Source organism: Pedobacter lusitanus, from assembly GCF_040026395.1.
Lineage (GTDB): Bacteria > Bacteroidota > Bacteroidia > Sphingobacteriales > Sphingobacteriaceae > Pedobacter > Pedobacter lusitanus.
This window is the reverse complement of record NZ_CP157278.1, coordinates 516,359-536,632: the sequence shown is the minus strand read 5'-3', so window position 1 is coordinate 536,632 and position 20,274 is coordinate 516,359. Positions and strand designations below refer to the sequence as shown.

Annotated in this window: 18 protein-coding genes; 9 read left to right on the top strand and 9 right to left on the bottom strand. The window is 39.5% G+C overall.

Features of this window, described 5'->3' with window-relative positions:
- Positions 1–31 precede the first annotated feature (31 nt).
- The 4 genes from PL_RS02440 (at position 32) to PL_RS02425 (ending at position 4,201) form a co-directional block, all read left to right on the top strand.
- Positions 32–1,351 (top strand): Gfo/Idh/MocA family protein, encoded by a 1,320-nt coding sequence (locus PL_RS02440; protein WP_087149069.1) that lies wholly within the window; start codon positions 32–34, stop codon positions 1,349–1,351.
- Positions 1,352–1,361: 10 nt separating this feature from the next.
- Positions 1,362–2,372 carry an FAD:protein FMN transferase gene (locus PL_RS02435; RefSeq protein WP_041880218.1) on the top strand — a complete coding sequence of 337 codons (1,011 nt, stop codon included), beginning with the start codon at positions 1,362–1,364 and terminating at the stop codon, positions 2,370–2,372.
- Between the two features lie 15 nt (positions 2,373–2,387).
- The gene (locus tag PL_RS02430) at positions 2,388–3,320 is read left to right on the top strand and encodes a hydroxypyruvate isomerase family protein (RefSeq protein ID WP_041880220.1); all 933 of its coding nucleotides are present in this window, start codon (positions 2,388–2,390) and stop codon (positions 3,318–3,320) included.
- Positions 3,321–3,391: 71 nt separating this feature from the next.
- A complete protein-coding gene (locus PL_RS02425; RefSeq protein WP_041880222.1) occupies positions 3,392–4,201 on the top strand; it encodes a TerC family protein in 810 nt (269 codons plus the stop codon).
- On the opposite strand, the gene PL_RS02420 is transcribed toward PL_RS02425, so the two are convergent.
- The gene (locus tag PL_RS02420; RefSeq protein WP_041880224.1) at positions 4,198–4,494 is read right to left on the bottom strand and encodes a hypothetical protein; all 297 of its coding nucleotides are present in this window, start codon (positions 4,492–4,494) and stop codon (positions 4,198–4,200) included. The two genes, PL_RS02425 and PL_RS02420, sit on opposite strands and share 4 nt — an antisense overlap.
- A gap of 569 nt (positions 4,495–5,063) precedes the next feature.
- On the opposite strand from PL_RS02420, the gene PL_RS02415 reads away from it, so the two are divergent.
- Entirely contained in the window at positions 5,064–5,300 is a 237-nt protein-coding gene (locus PL_RS02415) for a hypothetical protein (protein ID WP_041880228.1), read from the top strand.
- A 53-nt stretch (positions 5,301–5,353) separates the two neighbouring features.
- Here the strand turns inward: PL_RS02415 and PL_RS02410 are convergent, their stop codons facing one another.
- Genes PL_RS02410 through PL_RS02395 form a run of 4 tightly spaced genes read right to left on the bottom strand, consistent with a single transcriptional unit; the run spans position 5,354 to position 8,747 of the window.
- Entirely contained in the window at positions 5,354–6,862 is a 1,509-nt protein-coding gene (locus tag PL_RS02410; protein WP_348620910.1) for a S8 family serine peptidase, read from the bottom strand.
- A gap of 37 nt (positions 6,863–6,899) precedes the next feature.
- A complete protein-coding gene (locus PL_RS02405) occupies positions 6,900–7,268 on the bottom strand; it encodes a hypothetical protein (RefSeq protein WP_041880232.1) in 369 nt (122 codons plus the stop codon).
- Positions 7,269–7,300: 32 nt separating this feature from the next.
- Positions 7,301–8,377: a hypothetical protein gene (locus tag PL_RS02400; protein ID WP_041880234.1), complete on the bottom strand. Its 1,077-nt coding sequence runs from the start codon at positions 8,375–8,377 to the stop codon at positions 7,301–7,303.
- Between the two features lie 4 nt (positions 8,378–8,381).
- Entirely contained in the window at positions 8,382–8,747 is a 366-nt protein-coding gene (locus tag PL_RS02395; RefSeq protein ID WP_041880236.1) for a hypothetical protein, read from the bottom strand.
- Positions 8,748–9,272: 525 nt separating this feature from the next.
- Here PL_RS02395 and PL_RS02390 point away from each other — a divergent pair.
- Positions 9,273–9,854, top strand: coding sequence for a hypothetical protein (locus tag PL_RS02390; RefSeq protein ID WP_041880238.1), 582 nt, complete (start codon positions 9,273–9,275; stop codon positions 9,852–9,854).
- Between the two features lie 53 nt (positions 9,855–9,907).
- On the opposite strand, the gene PL_RS02385 is transcribed toward PL_RS02390, so the two are convergent.
- From PL_RS02385 to PL_RS02370, 4 genes are read right to left on the bottom strand one after another with little or no spacing between them, the layout of a single operon-like run.
- A complete protein-coding gene (locus tag PL_RS02385) occupies positions 9,908–10,522 on the bottom strand; it encodes a class I SAM-dependent methyltransferase (protein ID WP_041880240.1) in 615 nt (204 codons plus the stop codon).
- A gap of 41 nt (positions 10,523–10,563) precedes the next feature.
- Complete coding sequence (locus PL_RS02380; RefSeq protein ID WP_041880242.1) at positions 10,564–11,499, bottom strand: hypothetical protein; 936 nt, start codon at positions 11,497–11,499, stop codon at positions 10,564–10,566.
- 17 nt (positions 11,500–11,516) lie between these two features.
- Positions 11,517–12,329 (bottom strand): glycoside hydrolase family 16 protein, encoded by an 813-nt coding sequence (locus PL_RS02375; protein ID WP_087149066.1) that lies wholly within the window; start codon positions 12,327–12,329, stop codon positions 11,517–11,519.
- 33 nt (positions 12,330–12,362) lie between these two features.
- Entirely contained in the window at positions 12,363–14,210 is a 1,848-nt protein-coding gene (locus PL_RS02370; protein ID WP_052496153.1) for a glycoside hydrolase family 30 beta sandwich domain-containing protein, read from the bottom strand.
- A 453-nt stretch (positions 14,211–14,663) separates the two neighbouring features.
- On the opposite strand from PL_RS02370, the gene PL_RS02365 reads away from it, so the two are divergent.
- The 3 genes from PL_RS02365 (at position 14,664) to PL_RS02355 (ending at position 20,260) form a co-directional block, all read left to right on the top strand.
- Positions 14,664–17,102, top strand: coding sequence for an outer membrane beta-barrel family protein (locus PL_RS02365; RefSeq protein ID WP_052496154.1), 2,439 nt, complete (start codon positions 14,664–14,666; stop codon positions 17,100–17,102).
- A gap of 108 nt (positions 17,103–17,210) precedes the next feature.
- The gene (gene uvrA / locus PL_RS02360; protein ID WP_052496155.1) at positions 17,211–19,772 is read left to right on the top strand and encodes an excinuclease ABC subunit UvrA; all 2,562 of its coding nucleotides are present in this window, start codon (positions 17,211–17,213) and stop codon (positions 19,770–19,772) included.
- Positions 19,748–20,260, top strand: coding sequence for a hypothetical protein (locus PL_RS02355; protein ID WP_041880244.1), 513 nt, complete (start codon positions 19,748–19,750; stop codon positions 20,258–20,260). Before uvrA ends, PL_RS02355 begins: the two co-directional genes overlap by 25 nt.
- The last annotated feature ends 14 nt before the right edge of the window (positions 20,261–20,274 follow it).

The window sequence follows — 20,274 nt, the reverse complement described above, 5'->3', positions numbered from 1 at the left end:
AAACCAAATAGAACCTAAAACTTATTTTATGATGAACAGTGAAGACTTGCGTGATAAACGCCGTGAATTTTTGAAATCTTCTGCCTTGATTGCAGGAGGTGTATTGTTAAATCAATTTGCTTTTGCCGGCGGACACTCTTCTACAGATGACACGATTAAAATAGCCCTGATTGGCTGTGGTGATCGTGGAACCGGTGCTGCATTTCAGGCTTTAAGCACTACTGCCAATGTTAAACTCGTAGCAATGGCTGATGCCTTTCAGGACAGAATGGACAATAGCTATAAAGTCCTTTCCGATAAATTTAAAGAAAAAGTTGACGTTCCAAAGGAACGTCGTTTTATAGGATTTGATGCCTACCAGAAAGCTATTGCACTGGCAGATGTTGTTTTACTGGTAACTCCTCCGGGATTCAGACCCATGCATTTTGAAGAGGCCGTTAAACAGGGTAAACATGTGTTTATGGAAAAGCCGGTAGCTGTTGACGCACCGGGGATACGCAGAGTACTGGCTGCAGCTGAAATTGCCAAACAGAAGAAACTAAATGTTGTTGTTGGTTTACAACGCAGGTACCAGGCGAATTACAGGGAGACGATGAAACGTATACAGGATGGCGCGATAGGAGATATCTATAGTGGACAGGTATACTGGAATAGTGGGGGTGTATGGGTTAAAAAACGTCAGCCTCAGCAAACTGAAATGGAATACCAGATGCGTAACTGGTATTACTTCAACTGGTTATGCGGTGATCACATCGTAGAACAGCATGTCCATAATATCGATATTGCCAATTGGATTAAAGGGTCCTATCCTGTTTCTGTGCAGGGGACAGGCAGCAGGGCCTGGAGAACAGGAAAAGATTATGGTGAAATCTATGATAATCATGCAGTGGAACTAACTTATGCTGACGGAGCCGTCATTTATAGTCAGTGCCGTCATTTTGAAGGAACTGAAAACCGGGTAGATGAAAGCTTCCAGGGTACCAAAGGCCGTACCTATTTATCAGCAGGTAACCATGGTGTACTCTGGGATCATAAAGGAAATGAGATCTTCAGTCATCCGACTAAAGGAAATAAAAATCCATACCAGACTGAACATGACGAATTGTTTGCGGCAATTGCTAAAGGAGAGTTTAAATTCAGCGATGCCGAACGCGGTGCCAAAAGCTGCTTTACGGCTATTATCGGCCGGTATGCCACTTATTCGGGTCAGACAATTAAATGGGACGAAGCTTTAAAAGCAGAAAACAGTTTATTTCCTGATCAGTTAAGCTGGACAGCTAATCCTAAACTGATGCCTGATGCGAATGGATTATATCCTGTTCCAACTCCTGGTAAAACTAAAGTAATTTAATAATCCGGCTTTGATTTTAATCCATAAAATTACTGTTCTGGTCGTAATGCTGCTGATTTCTTTCCTTCGCCAGGGTGAGGATCAGCAGCAATATACGCTGCATGGTTATGCGCAGGGTACAGATTATACGATCAGATATTACGCGGCATCACCTGTGGTCAGCGGGCATGAAGTAGATAGTATATTACTCAAAATAGATTCTTCTATGTCATTGTATAAGTCTTATTCACTGATCAGCAGGTTTAACACCTCTACAGAAAATATAAGTCTGGATACTCATTTTTCTGCAGTAATGCGTAAATCATTTGAGATTTACAAAGATACCAGGGGTAAGTTTGATGTCACGGTAGCCCCATTGGTTCAGGCCTGGGGTTTTGGTCCCAAACCGATCACCGTGTTTCCGGACAGTGCAAAAATCAGGGAGCTGCTAAAAAACGTTGGTATGAATTACCTTGAACTCAGAGGGAACGTACTGATCAGGAAAAAGCCGGGTATACAGATTGACCTGAATGGAATTGCTCAGGGCTATAGTGTCGATGTGGTTGCCGGTTATCTTATACAAAAAGGAATTACTTCTTTTGTCGTGGAGATTGGTGGTGAGATCAGAATGAAAGGGCCAAAGCCTGATGGATCAGCCGGGAGGATAGGGATTGAAGGTCCTGCATTAAATGAAAATACAGAACCTCAGATCAGACATGTCATCAGTTTCAATGATGGCGCGGTCACTACTTCAGGTAATTACCGGAAATATCTGAAGGCTGGTGGTAAAAAGATTTCTCATCTGATTGATCCAAAAACGGGATATCCACTGGATAATCAGTTAATTAGTGTAACTATTTACGCGAAAGACGCAATAACTGCAGATGGATATGATAATGCAGTAATGGCCATGACTGTTGAAGAGGCACTTGCTTTTGTTTCGGCAAGAAAAAATATGGAAGCTTATCTGATCTATCACCGTAAAGATGGTTCCGTTACGGATACCCTGACAGCTGGTTTTAGAAAAATGGTTGTAAATTAAATAAAGAAATTGATTATGAATAGAATAGAGTTTTTAAGAAATAGCGCCATCGCAACCGGAGCAGTACTGACGGGTTCTGCATTAAATATGGACGCTAAACCATTGGTAAATAACTCCGGATCTGTAGCAGGAAAAACATTTCAGATGGATTATGCTCCGCATGAGGGAATGTTTGCCGGGCATGCAGGACAAAGTTTCCTTGATCAGATACAATTTATGTACGACCAGGGGTTCAGATCTATAGAAGATAATGGATACCTGGGCCGTTCTAAAGAAGAACAGACTAAAATCGGGGATTTGCTGGCTAAACTGGGTATGAGAATGGGCGTCTTTGTAGTAGATGGCGGAGAGAACTGGAAAACCTCATTAACTACTGGTAAAAAAGAATTTAAGGATAAATTTGTTGAGACCTGCCACCGTTCTGTGGAAGCAGCAAAACGTTGCAATGCAAAGTGGCTGACAGTTGTTCCGGGATTCTATGAACGTAAATTACCGTATGGAATTCAAATGGCAAATGTGGTAGATGCTATGCGGGCAGGTGCTGAGATCTTTGAGCCGCATGGCCTGATTATGGTACTGGAAACATTAAGTGACACACCTGAACTGTTTCTGCAGCAGACACATGAGACTTATAGTGTTTGTAAAGCTGTAAACAGTCCTGCCTGCAAAATCCTGTTTGATATTTACCATATGCAGCGTACTGAAGGTAATCTGATGGTCAATATCGATCGTTGCTGGGAAGAGATCGCTTATTTTCAGATTGGCGATAATCCCGGAAGGAAGGAACCCGGAACCGGAGAAATAAATTATAAAAATATATTCAGACATCTTCATCAAAAAGGCTATAAAGGAGTAATGGGGATGGAACATGGTAATTCGATTAAGGGAAAAGAGGGAGAGTTAAGGGTAATTCAGGCTTACAGGGAGGCAGATAATTTTTCTGATTAACCAAATATTGGATTTAGATAGCTATTTTTGAGTCTTAAATCATACCTATAAAATAACACGAAAACAATTCAATGGATTTTTTACATACGATACTTGGTGACGACATAAAGGCAGGACTGCTGATTATTTTAAATTTAATTGTGATAGAAAGTCTGCTGTCTGTGGACAATGCTGCAGTACTGGCAACAATGGTAATGGATTTGCCAAAAGATCAACGTAAAAGAGCATTGAAATATGGAATTATTGGCGCCTATGTATTTCGTGGTATCTGTTTATTCCTCGCCGCCTGGTTAGTGAAAATATGGTGGCTAAAGCCTCTAGGAGGATTGTATTTATTATATCTTGCTTTTGACTATTTCAGAAAGAAGCGTGCAAAAAACAATGTTCATCAGGAAGAAGAAATTGATAAAACAAAAAGCTGGTTCTACAGGTCCACTGTTGGCTTAATCGGATCATTCTGGGCTACTGTTGCACTGGTAGAGATTATGGATCTTGCTTTTTCCATAGATAATGTATTTGCAGCAGTAGCTTTTACTGATCATATCTACCTGATTTATATTGGGGTATTTATTGGTATACTGGCTATGCGTTTTGTAGCTCAGGCTTTTGTTAAGCTCATGGAAAAATTCACGTTCCTGGAAACGGCAGCCTTTACGGTAATCGGGGTTTTGGGTCTGAAGCTTACTTCATCTTTAGTCACACATTTTTATCCGGAATCACCAATTTCTCATGCTATTGAAGGAGAAAAAACAGATCTTTTTGTATCGATCTTTACAGTTGCAATTTTTATTATACCGATTCTATCTTCTTTACTGTTTAACTTTCCCAGACAAAGTAAAACACATGATGAGCCCGCAGAGCAAGAGCAGGATGGCTTTTAGTTCTTCATCATAATTAACAAAGCAATAAACAGGCTTAGATCAAAGCTAAAAGTACAGGCCCATAAAAATGTCTTTGGCAGATTCTGATAGTAGTAAAACTGCTTCTTTTTATAACTGCTGATATAATAACCAATTACTCCTAAGGTGATCACTTTAAACCAGATAATTGCCGGCAGAAATTCTACCCCCATAAACTGATAGGCAATCAGGCCTATTATAAACAGTGTAAATGTGGTCAGCAGGATGCTAAGATAAAAATTAAGTAAGAGTTTTAAGATTTTAATGGTTTTCATAATGAGCAGATAGATATTTAAATGTAGTTAATTAAATATCCATTTTAAAGATTTATTTATGTAACAATTACATCATGAAAATCAATCATACTGCTTAACAGAAATACTTATCTGTGTGACTTTCTGATATGTTTTCGGGGGGAGGGCACGTGATATTCTTCTTCCGGATAAATGTTCCATTCATTAAGTGCATCCTGCAGAGTCCCCAGATCGGAGATCTCCAGATTTATCAACGCAGTCTCTGGCCACAAACTATTATCCACTATCTGAACATGATAAGTGTCCAGAATTGCACATACCTTTTCAAGGTCCGGCTCGTCAGTCCCTTGATACTTTAGAATGAAGTTCATCTTTGAGGTATAACATTTGTTTTTTAAAACTATCGATTTTCCGGCCCTGTATAAAGCTTTTGATAAATTTAATCAATATTTTGATTAAATCTCAAACCAAATTTTTTATGTGATAATTGACCATCTGCGTATTTTCACCAGAATGACGGATAAGTACGTAAATGAAAACCGTTATTTATACCTATTGATGTACTGATTACTAAGAAATACTTTAGTATCATGCAAAAGTACACTTATATAGCTAATGTGAATGAAACGAGAGTAACCTTCACGATTAACTCAGCAACGGCAGTTGTTCCTCTTTACCAGGTTTTTAAAAACGGAAAATTAGTTGGATGTCTCCTTAAAGAAACTCAGGAGCAGAATTTAATTTGGAGCGGAACGACTTTGCTGACACAGGGACTTGCCCGTGAAATGGGTAATTTCATCAGAAGAACTGACGAATTTTCTCATTAGAATAAATAGACAAAGGATCATATCAACAACTGGTAAATATGATCCTTTGTTACTTATTTTGAGGCCGGAGGCTGTAACATACCTTTACCTTCATAAAGATTTCCAAAACCCATAGATTTTATATTCACTGACAGGTATTTAACCATCTCATCAGCTCTGGTCTGATTTCTGGGTAAATTAAGGAGATCCGGATTACCAGCCAGTATTCTCGCTGCCATACCTGTTGCTGCCGGACATGCCATACTTGTTCCGTCCATAATCGCATAAAGGTTATCCGGATAGGTAGAAATAATGCCTACACCAGGGGCTGTCAGATCGGTTTCCGGACCAATATTGGAAAAGTCGGCTATAAAATTATCTTTATCTGTACCATATGGTTCCTGTACTGAACCAGATTCTACACTATCAGGAGGAAATGTATTTAATCTGCCCATAGCCGAAACTGCTATGGAAAGACTGTCATTTGCAGGGAAACTTACCGGACTCCGGTTATCATTACCATTTGCTGCGAAACAAACAATTCCTGCATTATAAGCTTCTTTAATGTAACTGGTGATTCCTTCGTCGGTCTGTGCTTCTCCAAGACTCATATTGATCAGATCGCACTGGTCTGTTATCGCTTCATTGATCGCTTTCATGATATCAAAGTTCGATGCACCGCTACCTTTAGGGAATACACGGTAACTCATAATCTCTACACCGGCGGCTACACCATTGAGTTTGCCATAAGCACCTATAATACCACCTACATGGGTTCCGTGACCTTCACCATTATCCTGATAATCGGCTTCATTTTCTCCTCTGACCAGATTTTTTCCTCCGGTAACTTTGAGATCGTCATGAGGTCCGACGCCGGTATCAATAATGCCAACACGAACTTTCTGTGTAATTTTAGGCAGTTTAGCTGTATCATAAAAATATCTTAAGCTATCTTTAAAATCAAGAGCTATCGGTTCCAGTTTGATCTCCAGACTGGCACTCAGCTGTACATCTTTCTTAAAATATCCCCAATAACTATGATCCGCATAGACATAAATACGTTCGGCAGTATTACGATCGAGATTTAAAGCAATATTTCCTTTGCTGTCTGTAACTCCTGAAGCTCCTTTGCTGGCCGCAAAATTGGTAAAAATAACGACAGTGATGCCCGCTAAGGCTTTATCTTTCTCACCTTTAACAGTTACTGTCACCGAGGTTTTTATTTCAGCCTGTTCAACCTGAAGCTGTATTCTTTTGGGTGAGCAGACCGCCGGATTATAAAACTTTTCTTTGATGATCCTTAATCCGGGATAGGAGAAACGGAAATTAGCCAGTTCATCAGCATTAATCCTGATTAATTTTGCACCTTCGGTTTCAATGGAATCCAGTACAACTACCGGAATATCATCACTCGCTTTCTGATGCATATTTCTGCTGGCAAGACTGACTGTAGCGGATTGCTCAACAGAATTACTCAGCATGGCCAGAAAACGGGCCACATTTGGGCTATCCTGCTTACTGATATTTGTACGGAATACAGGGAGCAGGATGTAGTTTTTCGAAGCAGAGCTGTTCTTTTTCATAAGGAAGAGGATTTAAAATTAGGTGAATGGGATTATATTACCACCAGGTGGTACTGAAGCGTCTCTTTGATTTAATAGTTTGTCTGAAGGCTGCAGTGGTAGTTTGGGTATCAGGTTTTGTTCCGAATACCTGATTCGTTCCTGTTGCTGTAGCATAAATCAGAAAACCGTTTAGCAGTGCGATAAAATATCTGGAAATATCATTTTCAATGGGCTGTGTAAACAGGGCAGCCGCAAATGATATTAATACCGAAACCAATAGGGCAAGCCATTTTGGATTAAAATTGAAAACTTTCTGAATGGTACTGCAAATGATATAGACTGCGCCTGTGGCCCCGGCCAGAGTTCCCAGACTGGCGGTGGTGAAAAAATCACCCGGAATACCTGATGAATGTAGATCCTGCATGATATCAGCTGATTAAATGGTGAATACAAGTTTTATTTGGCAAAGTCCCTGGACACAATAGAGCTGAATGTATATTTGGCTGCAATACCAAACGAAAGCCGCTCATGAAACTTGTCAGTACTATGAAGACTGTTAAAGACATCATTAGACTGCAGGTAAAGTCCGCCCGCAAATTTGCCCTCGCTTTTATAAAAATTCACAGCCGTCCCGGCCAGAAAAACCTTGTTAATCTGTTGCTGCTGCAGTGGTAAAATTATACGGGTATATAAAGTATTCCAGACCAGGCGATAATCTTCACTTATACGGCCAAAGTATAGGGCATCTGTTTTAATATTAACCCGGTTATAGGCCATATATGCTCCCTGATAAGCACTGATTTTGGACTCTGTTGCTAATTGTGAATTATTAACAGTAGTTGTATTGGTTAAGGTATAACTGGTATATCCCAGTGAATCCAGATTATTATAACGCTCATAACCCAGCGAAACTCCAAATATCCAGCGTGGAGCATACTCATAATTCAAACCTATGTCAACAAAACCGCCACGAAAGTTAACCTTTTCGAACCGTTTGGATAGGGAAGTGGCATTATCTTCCTTATACAATTTGAAATTATCTGCATTAAGCCCGCCATTCACATAAGCAGTTAAAGATTGGGTATGTCTTGTGCTCCGGTTAGCTGCAATTTGTTTGTTTAATTCTCTGATTGCATTAACAGCTGCTTCATTTTTATCCGGATTTGCATCTTCTATTTCTTTAATACGTTTTAAAAGTTCAAGTACAGTAGTCTGATAACTTTTTCTGAATCCTATAAAAACACCTACTTTGGATTGGGGAGTGAGTTTACCACCATTAAAAAGATCAGCTATACCTTCTCTGTTATTTCCGCTGGCAGATAAACCCCATACTAACTGTACCGGTTTTTCAACAGCGAGTTTTCTGAAATTATTCCATGAAGCAGATAAAGCAGCATCATTCAGACTAAATGAGACATTCGAATTTTTTGTAATAATTGAAGATTCTCCCTTAGAGTCCTCAGCAACTATTTGTGCTTTAGCTACATTTAAAAGGATAAAGCTGAACAGGAATATAAAAGAAGCCGTTTTCATAGCATTATTTAATAAGTTTATTATAATCCAGATTGCCTTTGTTATCAGTATATACTTTAATTGGATTAGCAGCTAATGCAACACCATCAACCTGGATATCAAGCGTCCAGAAATCACCTGTCATACCTCCTGCATAAAGCGTGACCTGCAACCCATCATCTTCCTGCAGGCACAGGTATTTCTGCGTGCCCTTGGTAGAGAAGTTATCGGGGTTGCTATCCTGGTCTTTTAGCAGATCAATATTGGTATAGCCAATATTGAATCCATTCTCCAGGAAAGTTACATTTGCAGACTTTTTCAGACTGTAGGTTACAGCAACGATTTTCCCTGACTTGCCTTTGGCATTATGAGAAAGCTTGAAAAATTTCATAGAGTAAGTAGTTAGTAGTCAGCATCAAGTTAGGGAAAAATACATACTAATTAAACTATTCAGAAATAATTTTCTCCACTTATTTGAAGGGTTATAAACAAGTTTTATAACCCGGGATTGTGTTTTGATGACAAAACCTATTAGCATAACTAAAACATTTCCTGAAATTAATTTCAGATGAGATTTAAAAGTGAATTATTGGCTGTATGAAGAAAATTTATAGCTAAAAACAGGAATGTATAATAACAAAAGGGAAAATATTATAATTTATCATATTCCTTAAAAATCTTTAATTTCTATTATTTGAGTATAACAAAGAATATAGATTAATTCCTGACAGAAATAATATACAGATTAAACCTGAAGTTACGAATGGATTTTCGGACAGCATGTTTTGCGTTTGCGTAATGAACAATTGTTAAAAAAAAACAAAAAAATAAAACATTTACTCAATCATTGGGTTTTTAGGGTATTCAGGCAAGAATAACCTGATTATTTTTAACATTATTAAAAACATAACATCTTATGAAAAAATTTACTTTATGTCTGCTAACTGCAATCTTAGGAGTTGGTCTTTCGGCAAATGCACAAATTCAAAAAGGAAACGTCATGGTAGGGGGTAATCTGGCCGGATTGGATTTAGGACTGAGCGGTTCTAAAGTGTTCAGTGTTGATCTGACTCCAAAGGCTGCCTGGTTTATTGAAGATAACATCGCTTTAGGTGGTTACGCAAATTTAGGATTGAAGACTGCTAAGGATGCGGCAACAACAACAACTTATGGTCTGGGTGCTTTAGGCCGTTACTATACAGGAAAAGACACTGAAGTGCTTAAACATGGCCGTTTATTTGGTGAGGCTACACTGGGTTTTGGTGGTACCAATACAAGCAGAGGTGGTGGTAATACCAATGGTCTGGCTTTCAGCTTTGGTCCTGGTTTTGCATATTTTATTACGCCAAACATCGGTCTGGAAACTTTATTCAAATACAACGCAGTAGCCGGATTTGGAAATAAAGGTTACCAGAATAATCTGAGTTTATCATTCGGTTTCCAGATATATTTACCTGGACAACGTACTATAAACAAGGTTAAAGGTGATGTAAAATAGATTAAATCCTATGTTAAAAGGCCCTGTTGCTTATTGCAGCAGGGCCTTTTATTTTACAATTTTTGCAGACACCAGGTAGTCATGCAGCGCAGATTCTGGACATTTGTAGTTTTGATTGGCTCATACAAATAACCATTAATTTCTGCAGTATAAGCTAACAGCATTTCTTCGCTGACTAAAAAACGGGTTGTACCATCTGGCAGGAGATACTTGCCATTACCTAAATGAACAACACGGTCTTCCAGTCCGATATCCGAAGCCAGCCTGGCAAAAAAATAGCCACCTGGTTTAAGAACTTCCCAGGCTTTCATAAGCATTTCCTTAAAATGCATCTCATTTTTAGCAAAATGCAGTACAGCACTGCAGATTACCAGATCAAAATAGCCTGCGTCAAAAGACATATCTTCTGCAGCTGTAACACTGAAATTCATTAATGGATTATCAGGAGCGAGACTTTCTGATAAAAATCTAACGGTATTTATGGCGGCCGGGTCTGGATCGACTCCATAGACTTCAAAGCCGTTATTCAGAAAATAGACCAGATTACGGCCTCCGCCACAACCTACGTCTATTACTTTACGACAATGATCATAACGGCCTTTCAATAACTGGTCAAAAAGGTAAATATCTATATTACCATAAAGGAGTTGCAGAGAATGTTGCGTCATAAATTTAGAATTCTGCTCCTAAATTAACACATTTTATTGTTTTAAAGCGCAAGACCTACGCCTATGCCTATTCCGCCAGTATGACTAACAGCTTCATTAAATTGAGACTGTAATTGTCTGCCATCTGCTAAAAACAGATCATCCGTACCTTTACCGGTATTGGCATAGCTATAATTCCCGCGGATAAAAGTAGAAATAAGAGGGCTGAAGCGGAAATTCACTTGCAACTGTGCTGCTGCTCCATAACCATTAGCGGTGTGTTTAAAACTAACAGGATGCGCAAATGCATCTATCAGATTCCAGTCGGCAATTGCCCTGTATTTCATTTGTCTGTAATCAATGATCCCTTTAACCGAAAACTGCCTGCTGAGTAAAATATTTGCTTCTGCACCAATCGTCAGACCAGTCCATCTGGCTTGGTAAACACTATTTAATGTTTTAATAGCCGGGTCAGTTTCTCCCTCAAAATCCTTAAGGTGTAACTGTGCAGAATTCTTCAGATATCCTGCATAGGGACTAATTTTTAAAATAGGGTTAATTGTAAATTCATAGCCGGTAGCCAGCACATAAGTATAAATAAAACCTTCATTGCTATTTAAACTAGCCTGATAACCAGGCTCCTGACGATTGTCGGCAGCATAGTCGGTATCAGAGACCAGACCGCTTTTGATAAAAGTACGGTGATAGCTCCCTTTCAAAAAGATAGGGGACCAGATATTCCAGCGAATATCCAGTCCCATACCCGGGCCTTTTATATTTTTCCATTTTACTTCCGATAATATATTAGGATTTTGTCCCATACTGTTACCCGCAATAGACCAGCGGAAATCATCAGTACTATAATCACCATAAACCTCTGTTTGCAGCGTACCTTTGTTATATTCAACTGGTTTTTCAATGTATATACCGGTTGACTGTGAACTTGCTGAAAATGCAACTGGAAACAGGAGAAGAAAGAGATAAAGTTTCAGGCCCATTGTTTTTGGCTATAGAATTATGAACCGGTTATTTTATAAACTCTTACGTAATCAACAAACATTTTTGCTGGTAATTTACTCTCATCTATAGTTTGTCCGGGAAGATTTCCGCCTATAGCCAGATTAAGCAGCAGGAAAAACGGGCGGTGAAATTCATCGGTACCATTTATACTGTTTGTGATATTGCCCACGTGATATTGTACATTATCAACATACCAGGTAATGCCAGTTGGAGTCCAGTCAACCCTGTAAACATGGTAATCTGTAGGATTCGTATTGGTATGCCCGCCATAAAAAGCATAAGCCTGATCAAACCAGTGCATGGTACCCAGTATTTCTGTTGAAGTATTCACATTCTCCATAATGTCAATTTCTCCGCATTTAGGCCACCCTACAGTGCCAATGTTGGCACCCAGCATCCAGAAAGCAGGCCATTGTCCCTGTCCCTGAGGTAATTTAATCCGGGCTTCAAATCTTCCATAAGTGTATTCTCTTTTTCCCCTTGTAATCATTCTTGCAGAAGTGTAAGGCAAGCCGCCGACACTCTGTTTTTTCGCCGTAATAATCAGATTTCCTCCGGATACACTCGCGTTTTCCGGCTGATAATATTCTTTTTCGTTATTTCCCCATCCGCCACCGCCTGTTTCAAAACTCCAGTTTGCGGTGTTTACAGCATTTCCGTCAAACTCATCAGCCCAGATTAGCTGATAGCTGACTGCGCGGGGTGCAGTGTCTGCGTTACTATTTGCAGAAGGATTAACATCCTTTTTGCAGGAAGCTAAAATTTGGGTGCCTGCAAGCAGACACATCATTAGATTAATTGTTTTCATAGGTGATTAGATTTGGTTATTGTTAGGATTTGATTAATTTATACTGAAGGCTTCCCATCCCGAGATACTGGTTCTGGTACAGGTCATTTCATTTGCACCATTCTCTGATGATATATATAGTCCATTATTCCCCCGGAAAGAGATCTTTCCATCTGAATTTACAACCCAGTCAAATTTCTCCCAGTCACTGATAGTTGTCCTGCTGCAGGTAATTGCAGCAGCGCCATTTTCTGAGGATACATATTTATTCATTGCCATTAGGGCAATTTTACCTCCACCTGCGTCTACAATTGTAAATTTCTCCCAGTCACCAGGTGTTGCGCGGTTACACCACATAGGTTTAGTTCCGTTCTCACTGCTTACATACTGGTTATTAAAGCCTTTTAAGCTTATTATCTGGCCGATAGGGGCTGTATTTGGATTCCCTGTAGCAGATCCCGACCACTTGAACGTAGCTACAGCACCTGCCGGTAAATTATAAGTGAAAGCCTGCGTTCCCCATTTAACTTTAAAAGTACTGGCAGAGGAACCACTGTTGGAGGCTATCAGTACTTTAGTGCCATCTGCATTTTTAAAGGCTACATTTTGTATACTGCCAGAAATATTTGAGGCTATCCTTACTGCACCAGGTCTTACAAATTTTGAAGCATGGGCAATGATGTAATAAGAAACATTTCTGGAAACATTACTTCCGTTGACTGTTAATGCTCCTTCACAGGTACTGCATCCTCCCTGAGTGTGCGGACCATAATTCTGATCTGCAGCAAGATTCCATTCCAGTACATTGCGGCTCCAGTTTCTTGTAGCGCCTATAATCAGGGTATTGACATGCCATTGCAAATCACCACCAAAATTACTCGGGCCGCCAACCCATTGTTCAGTGAAATAGATATTCTTGTCAGGGTAAGCATTACGAACATCACTCAGTGCACTAATATTTCCACTGTATAAATGAAAAGCTGAACCATCTACATAAGCCCTTGCACCAGCATCGCTCAACACTGCAAGCGGAAAATCTGTACGATCCGTATTGTGATCATAGGCTATAATTTTTGTCTTAATCTGATTGGCACTGAATTGGGGGCCCAGATTATTCTTAATGAAATTTGCCTGTTCTGATGCCTGCATAACCATACTTGGGTTATTGTATGGATTTAAAGGTTCATTTTGTGGGGTGATGGCGTCAATAGTAATTCCCTGATCGCGCATAGCCTGGATATATTTCACTAAATATCTTGCATAAGCATCATAGTAATCGGTTTTCAGACTACCCCCAACATAAGCTCCGTTTGATTTCATCCATAAAGGTGCAGTCCAGGGAGAACCCAGGATTTTAATGTTTGGATTAATTGCAAGAATACTTTTTAATACAGGAACAAGATCAGTCATTTCCCTGCTGATACTAAAATTATTCAGGTTATTATCGGTCTGGCCAGCCGGCATCTCATTATAAGTAAAAGGCTGGGCACTCAGATCGGATGCACCAATTGAGATTCTTAAATAACTGATACCAATGTTTGTTCCGGTTGTAGCAAATAGCTCCTGAAGTAAAGTGTTTTTCTGTCCGGCACCCAGACTGTTAATCAGGGATGCACTTGCACCTGTTAACGTGAATCCAAAACCATCAATTCCCTGGTAGGCAGTACTCTCGTCGATATTTATTGTTGTTGCATTAGTTCCGGCATCTGGTGCGAAAGTAACATTTGACTGTGACTGCAATAACTTACTCTTATCAGAAGTAGTTACCCAGACACTTACTGATTCGTTGGCACGAACAATCGTTGGTTCCACCATGGCTCCGGCAGGATTGTGATCCTTTTTACAGGAAAACAAGACTATACAGCATAGCGCACAGCCTAAAAAAGACATTTTTTTGTTCATAGGGTAGGTCGATAATATTTGGTTTTTAAAAAAGGAAACGGCCCGTAAATCAGTTCGTCAGAAAAAAAAGGATAAGAGCAGGTAGAATGTAGATACAATATAATACATTATTTTACAATATTTTGCTATTTAATTTAATATTATATTAATAATTGATTTATTGATGTATTTATTGTTAAATATAATTTCTTTCTTTTTATGGAATAGCGGCTCTAATGGCCTTCAGTAATTGCGTTTTATTTACACTATGAAAATAAATTAAACATTTTAGCAAACATATATTATCTGTTAAATTATTATTTAATGACCATTAAGGACTCTTTTTATTTTATCATGCAATACATGATTCCATATATGGATAAATTTTATCAGGAAACAAGTTTATTACAAAACTGCTGCAACATTTAAAATACTCATACGTCTTATCAACAAAATGACCAACCCGTAAACCAAATGACCAAGAACTATATCACAACGATTTATTTATTCTGCCTCTCCGTTTTTTTTAATTTATCTGCCGTTGCACAGTCAGCAACAGGTACCATTAAAGGGTCGGTAATAGATTCTGCTACCAGCAAGCCAATAGATTTTATGACTATAGCCCTCAAAAGGGAAAACACTGTAATTAAAACGGTTGTAGTAAACAGCACAGGCAGTTTCATTTTTGACAAAATTGCTCCTGGCAGATATACTGTAACTGCAATAGCAATCGGATATAATGCTAAAAATATCCCAGTCATACTTAACCCTGCAAACGGGCCTGCCGATCTGGGTAATATTCTGATGGTTTCTCAGTCCAATAATCTAAAGGAAGTATCAGTCACAGCAGATCGCCCTTTAATTAAGCAGGAAGTTGACCGCATCAGCTATGATATACAGGCCGATCCCGAAAGCAAAGGTCTGACAGTTCTGGATATGATGCGTAAAGTACCCTTATTATCACTGGATGCTGATGATAATATCAAACTAAAAGGAAGCGGTAACTATAAAATATTGATTAATGGCAAACCTTCAACCATGGTAGCCAGAAGCCCTAAAGATGTTTTACGCAGTATGCCGGCTTCTTCTATATTGAAAATAGAAGTAATTACGACTCCACCTGCAAAATATGATAGTGAGGGTTTATCTGGTATAATCAATATTATCACTTCTAAAAAAATAGACAATGGTTACAATGGAGGTATAAATCTGCGTTATCAGGGACCGGTGGGTGGACCTGGGATAGGAGGGCATGTCACTGTAAAACAAGGCAAACTGGGTATAACAGGCTACGGAGGAACTGGTTTTTACAGCTCACCGGAAACGGAATCTACAACTTCCAGGACTACCAGCGGAGACCTGCCGACCAGCTTGTTAAGAACTGGGTTCCGCAAATTTGATAATAATTACCGCTATGGTGGTGTAGAGCTAAGCTATGAAATTGATACCCTGAATTTATTGACAGTTGAATTAAATCCCTACGGAGGATATAATAAGTCCTATACAAGACAGCTGACCAGTCAGTTTGACGGGACCAAAGAGATTGGCTACAATCAGCTGGCAAGAAATCGCTTCGGATGGAATGGTTTTGATGCTACTTTAAATTATCAGCTGGGTTTTAAAGGTCATAAGGATCGTTTACTGACTTTCTCTTATAAAAACGGGAACTCAGGCAATCCTATGGAGAATCACCTGAGTTTTATTGACAGATTAAATTTTACTGACCCCGATTATAATCAAAAAAATGACAGTCGGACCAAAGAACAAACTTTACAGTTGGATTATGTTCATCCTTTAGCGAAAATTACTATTGAGGGTGGGGTAAAGGGAATATTAAGAACTAACAAAAGTAATTTTGAATATGAGAGCTTTAACGATATAACCGGAGAATTCCAGACAGACCCTGCGCGTACCAATAAATTCAATAACAATCAGGACGTGATTGGAGCTTATAACTCCTATGCCTATAACCTGAAAAGCTGGGGCTTTAAAGCTGGTATCCGTGCTGAAGCGACCTTTGTAAAGGCAGATTTTATCAGTACAGGTTCAAATGTGAATACAAATTATTTTAATCTGATACCTACAGTATCTGTTAACCGTAAATTCAAGGATATGAGCAGTCTGAATTTTGGTTATACCCAAAGGATCGAAAGACCCGGGATTGATAATCTGAATCCTTTTGTAGATCGTTCTAACCCTGGTTTTGAAACGACAGGTAATCCTGATCTAAAAGCTGTCCTGAGTAATAATTTCGAACTGAGTTACAGCAAATTTAAAAAAGGATCGGTCAATGTCGGTTTGAGTTACAGGTTTGCTAATAATACCATTCAGAATGTCTCTGTTTATAATGAAACAGATCAGATTACACGTTCTACCTTCTATAATATAGGTAAAGATAGAGCTCTGACTACCAATCTGAACATCAATTATCCCTTAACTCCGGAATGGAATGTTTCATTAAGTGGTAATGTAGGCTATTTATGGATTCAGGGAGCTATAGATGGTCATATGGCTAAAAATGATGGACTTAGTGGTTATGTATATGTGAATACCGGATATAAATTTGAACATGGATGGAAAGCCAATGCAAGTTTTACTTACAATGCAGCTGAAGTTCAGTTACAGGGTAAAACCAGTTCTTATTTCTTTTCATCATTTAGCGGCAGTAAAGAAATCATCAAAGATAAATTAACCTTCTCTGCAGGTATAAACAATGTGTTTTCAAAATTCAGATACTACACCAACTCTACACAGGGGGCCAATTTCACACAGAATTACCGTTCACAGAATTATAACCGTGCCTTTAACGTAAGTCTGAACTGGCGTTTTGGAAAATTAAAGGACGCTATTAAAAAGAATCAGCGTGGTATTGATAATAGTGATGTTAAAAAAAGCAGTACATCGGGTAGTTAATTAAATCAATTCATTTGTTTAACTGTTATTCTATGAAACTATCATCATCATTAAAAACAAATTTATGGTGATGAAAATGCAATCTTTGCGTTTGTATTAAATTATAGAATGATAAATCAAGAAGGACAGAAATTTACGGGCTTCGTTAAAGTTCATGGAGCCCGTGAACATAATCTTAAAAACATAGATCTGGAAATACCCCGTGATGCAATGGTTGTATTCACAGGTGTTTCCGGTTCAGGTAAATCTTCACTGGCTTTTGGTACGCTTTACGCCGAGGCACAGCGCAGATATCTCGAATCTGTTTCTCCATATGCCAGAAGACTATTTAATCAGATGGCAATTCCCGAAGTAGATGAAATAGAAGGTTTACCGCCGGCTATTGCCTTACAGCAGCAACGCGGATCAGGTACAACCAGATCATCCGTTGGCAGTGTGACTACTTTATCTAATTTAATCAGAATGCTGTATTCCAGAGCAGGTGATTATCCGGATGGTCAGCCAATAATTTATGCAGAAGCTTTTTCTCCCAATACACCTGAAGGTGCCTGTCCTGAATGTCATGGCTTGGGCAGAGTATACGAGGTAACGGAAAAATCAATGGTTCCTGATGACTCGCTGACTATCAGAGAGCGTGCTATTGCTGCCTGGCCTACAGCCTGGCTGGGTCAGAATTTCAGGGATATACTAACTACATTGGGGTACGATGTTGATATTCCGTGGCGGGATATTCCGCAAAAAGACCGGGACTGGATACTTTTTACAGAAGAAAAACCAGTGGCGCCTGTCTATGCGGGTTTTAGTCCGCAGCAGGTTAAAGAAGCACTGAAAAATAAAACAGAACCCAGCTATATGGGAACTTTTACAGGTGCCAGGAAATACGTGCTCCATACTTTTGCCAATACCCAGAGCCAGCTCATGAAAAAGAGGGTGTCCAAATATATGCTTAGTGGTGAGTGTCCGGTGTGTCATGGCAAACGATTACGCAAAGAATCACTTGCAGTCACATTTGCCGGTTTGGATATCGCTGATTTATCAAGAGTTACACTGTCAAAACTGAGTGAAATTTTCAGTATTTATGCAGATGAAACACAAATACACCTAACCAGATCAGAGAAGGAACATCCGGAAAAAGTGATCGTTACCCGGCGGATTGCGCAGGATCTGCTGGCCCGTATTGAAGTAATGCTTGATCTTGGACTGGGTTATCTCAATTTAGAAAGAAGTACACCAACACTTTCACCAGGGGAACTTCAGCGATTGCGGCTGGCCACACAGGTTCGTTCTAATCTTTTTGGTGTGGTTTATGTATTGGATGAACCTTCTGCAGGACTACATCCGGCTGATACAGAAGCTTTACTCAGAGCGCTTGACAAATTAAAAGCTTCAGGGAATTCACTCTTTGTTGTTGAACATGAAGTTGATGTCATCCGCCACGCAGACTGGATTGTAGATGTAGGTCCTTTTGCAGGAGAAAAAGGAGGATATGTATTATACAGTGGTCCACCGGAAGGATTACGCAAAATAGAAAACTCACTGACTAAAAATTATATTTTTGGAAATCACCAAACCGGACATCGCCAAACAAGAACACCACAGGGATGGCTGCGTTTAGAAAATTTAACCAGAAATAACCTCAGTAATTTAGCCGTTTCTTTTCCTCTTGGGGTGTTTACCAGTGTAACAGGTATTTCAGGTTCAGGAAAAAGCAGCCTGGTTAGTCAGGCGCTGGTTCAGCTCGTGGCCAGTCAGCTGGGTCAGGAAGCAGATCCGGTTTCGGATGATGAAGCAGAGACACTTGAAACTACAAAAGTGATTACTAAAGATGGTCGGATTACTGAAGGGATGCAGGCCATTAAAAGACTTGTTCAGGTAGACCAGAAACCAATAGGCAGAACACCACGTTCTAATCTGGCAACTTATACAGGTCTGTTTGACCACGTAAGAAAGCTTTTCGCAGCAACTGAGATGGCCAGAAGCCGTCGTTATGATTCCGGACGTTTTTCTTTTAATGTAGCTAAAGGTCGTTGTCCGCATTGTGAGGGAGAGGGGTTTGTCATGGTAGAGCTCTTATTTCTTCCAAGTGTATATAGCCCCTGTCCAACCTGTAACGGGACAAGATATAATAGTAAAACATTGGAAATAAAATACAAAGACAAAAACATTGCCGAAGTATTAGCGATGACTGTGGATGCAGCCAGTGAGTTTTTTGCTGCTGAACCCCAGGTATTCAGGGCGCTGGATGTAGTCCGTCAGGTTGGTCTGGGATATTTGAGGCTGGGACAACCGGCCACGGAGCTTTCGGGTGGTGAAGCCCAAAGAATTAAACTGGCGACAGAACTTCAGCGTGTTCAACATGGCAATACACTTTACATCCTTGATGAGCCAACTACCGGGCTGCACCCTTCAGATGTCGAAAAGTTAATGATCCAGCTCGATAAATTGGTTGACCAGGGTAATACAGTCATTGTTGTAGAGCATGATATGCATGTAATAGCCAAAAGTGACTGGGTAATAGATATTGGTCCCGGAGCTGGCGAAAATGGAGGAGCAGTAGTCGCGTCAGGGCCGCCATTAAAGATTGCTCAGGTAAAAAACAGCCGTACAGCTCCATATTTATATAATTTCTTCAATCCAGAATCCTCATGGAAAAACCAGATGCAACGATAAGAATGAGATTGCCTATGCCAATGGGAAAAGCATTATTTGCCGGAGTATTATTATTTATTGGCTTTGTTGCCTGCCTGATAGTTTGTTTTGAATATCAGGCACAGCTGGAAGCTTTCTTAGGAATCAGACTCACACAGATTTCTATGATTCCCCTGATGATTGTACTGGCCATTCCCTGGATTATCATGGCCTGGGTATTTATCAGGAAATTTGCGCATTACGGTATTTTAAGTTTGTTTACAGACCGCTTAACCATAACCAGTATAGAAAGCAAAAAAATGATCCGTAATTATCCCGCCAGTGCCATTGTTTTTGTGAAAATACAGCAACCATCATTCCGGTTCACTTTTCAGGAAAATAATCGCTTAAACAGCATTAACATGTCTGTCGATAAAGATTGTCAGCATCAGCTGATTGATTTTAATCCTGTTTTTCATGCTTTTATCCAGCGGAATAAAATCCCAATACAGGAAGGAGTGGTACTGTAATTTCATTTTCCCTG

Excerpts from the sequence above, each read along its gene's own strand:
- PL_RS02440 (WP_087149069.1), top strand. The coding sequence starts at position 32 with ATGAACAGTGAAGACTTGCGTGATAAACGCCGTGAATTTTTGAAATCT.
- PL_RS02430 (WP_041880220.1), top strand. The coding sequence starts at position 2,388 with ATGAATAGAATAGAGTTTTTAAGAAATAGCGCCATCGCAACCGGAGCA.
- PL_RS02425 (WP_041880222.1), top strand. The coding sequence starts at position 3,392 with ATGGATTTTTTACATACGATACTTGGTGACGACATAAAGGCAGGACTG.
- PL_RS02420 (WP_041880224.1), bottom strand. The coding sequence starts at position 4,494 with ATGAAAACCATTAAAATCTTAAAACTCTTACTTAATTTTTATCTTAGC.
- PL_RS02415 (WP_041880228.1), top strand. The coding sequence starts at position 5,064 with ATGCAAAAGTACACTTATATAGCTAATGTGAATGAAACGAGAGTAACC.
- PL_RS02410 (WP_348620910.1), bottom strand. The coding sequence starts at position 6,862 with ATGAAAAAGAACAGCTCTGCTTCGAAAAACTACATCCTGCTCCCTGTA.
- PL_RS02405 (WP_041880232.1), bottom strand. The coding sequence starts at position 7,268 with ATGCAGGATCTACATTCATCAGGTATTCCGGGTGATTTTTTCACCACC.
- PL_RS02400 (WP_041880234.1), bottom strand. The coding sequence starts at position 8,377 with ATGAAAACGGCTTCTTTTATATTCCTGTTCAGCTTTATCCTTTTAAAT.
- PL_RS02395 (WP_041880236.1), bottom strand. The coding sequence starts at position 8,747 with ATGAAATTTTTCAAGCTTTCTCATAATGCCAAAGGCAAGTCAGGGAAA.
- PL_RS02390 (WP_041880238.1), top strand. The coding sequence starts at position 9,273 with ATGAAAAAATTTACTTTATGTCTGCTAACTGCAATCTTAGGAGTTGGT.
- PL_RS02385 (WP_041880240.1), bottom strand. The coding sequence starts at position 10,522 with ATGACGCAACATTCTCTGCAACTCCTTTATGGTAATATAGATATTTAC.
- PL_RS02380 (WP_041880242.1), bottom strand. The coding sequence starts at position 11,499 with ATGGGCCTGAAACTTTATCTCTTTCTTCTCCTGTTTCCAGTTGCATTT.
- PL_RS02375 (WP_087149066.1), bottom strand. The coding sequence starts at position 12,329 with ATGAAAACAATTAATCTAATGATGTGTCTGCTTGCAGGCACCCAAATT.
- PL_RS02370 (WP_052496153.1), bottom strand. The coding sequence starts at position 14,210 with ATGAACAAAAAAATGTCTTTTTTAGGCTGTGCGCTATGCTGTATAGTC.
- PL_RS02365 (WP_052496154.1), top strand. The coding sequence starts at position 14,664 with ATGACCAAGAACTATATCACAACGATTTATTTATTCTGCCTCTCCGTT.
- uvrA (WP_052496155.1), top strand. The coding sequence starts at position 17,211 with ATGATAAATCAAGAAGGACAGAAATTTACGGGCTTCGTTAAAGTTCAT.
- PL_RS02355 (WP_041880244.1), top strand. The coding sequence starts at position 19,748 with ATGGAAAAACCAGATGCAACGATAAGAATGAGATTGCCTATGCCAATG.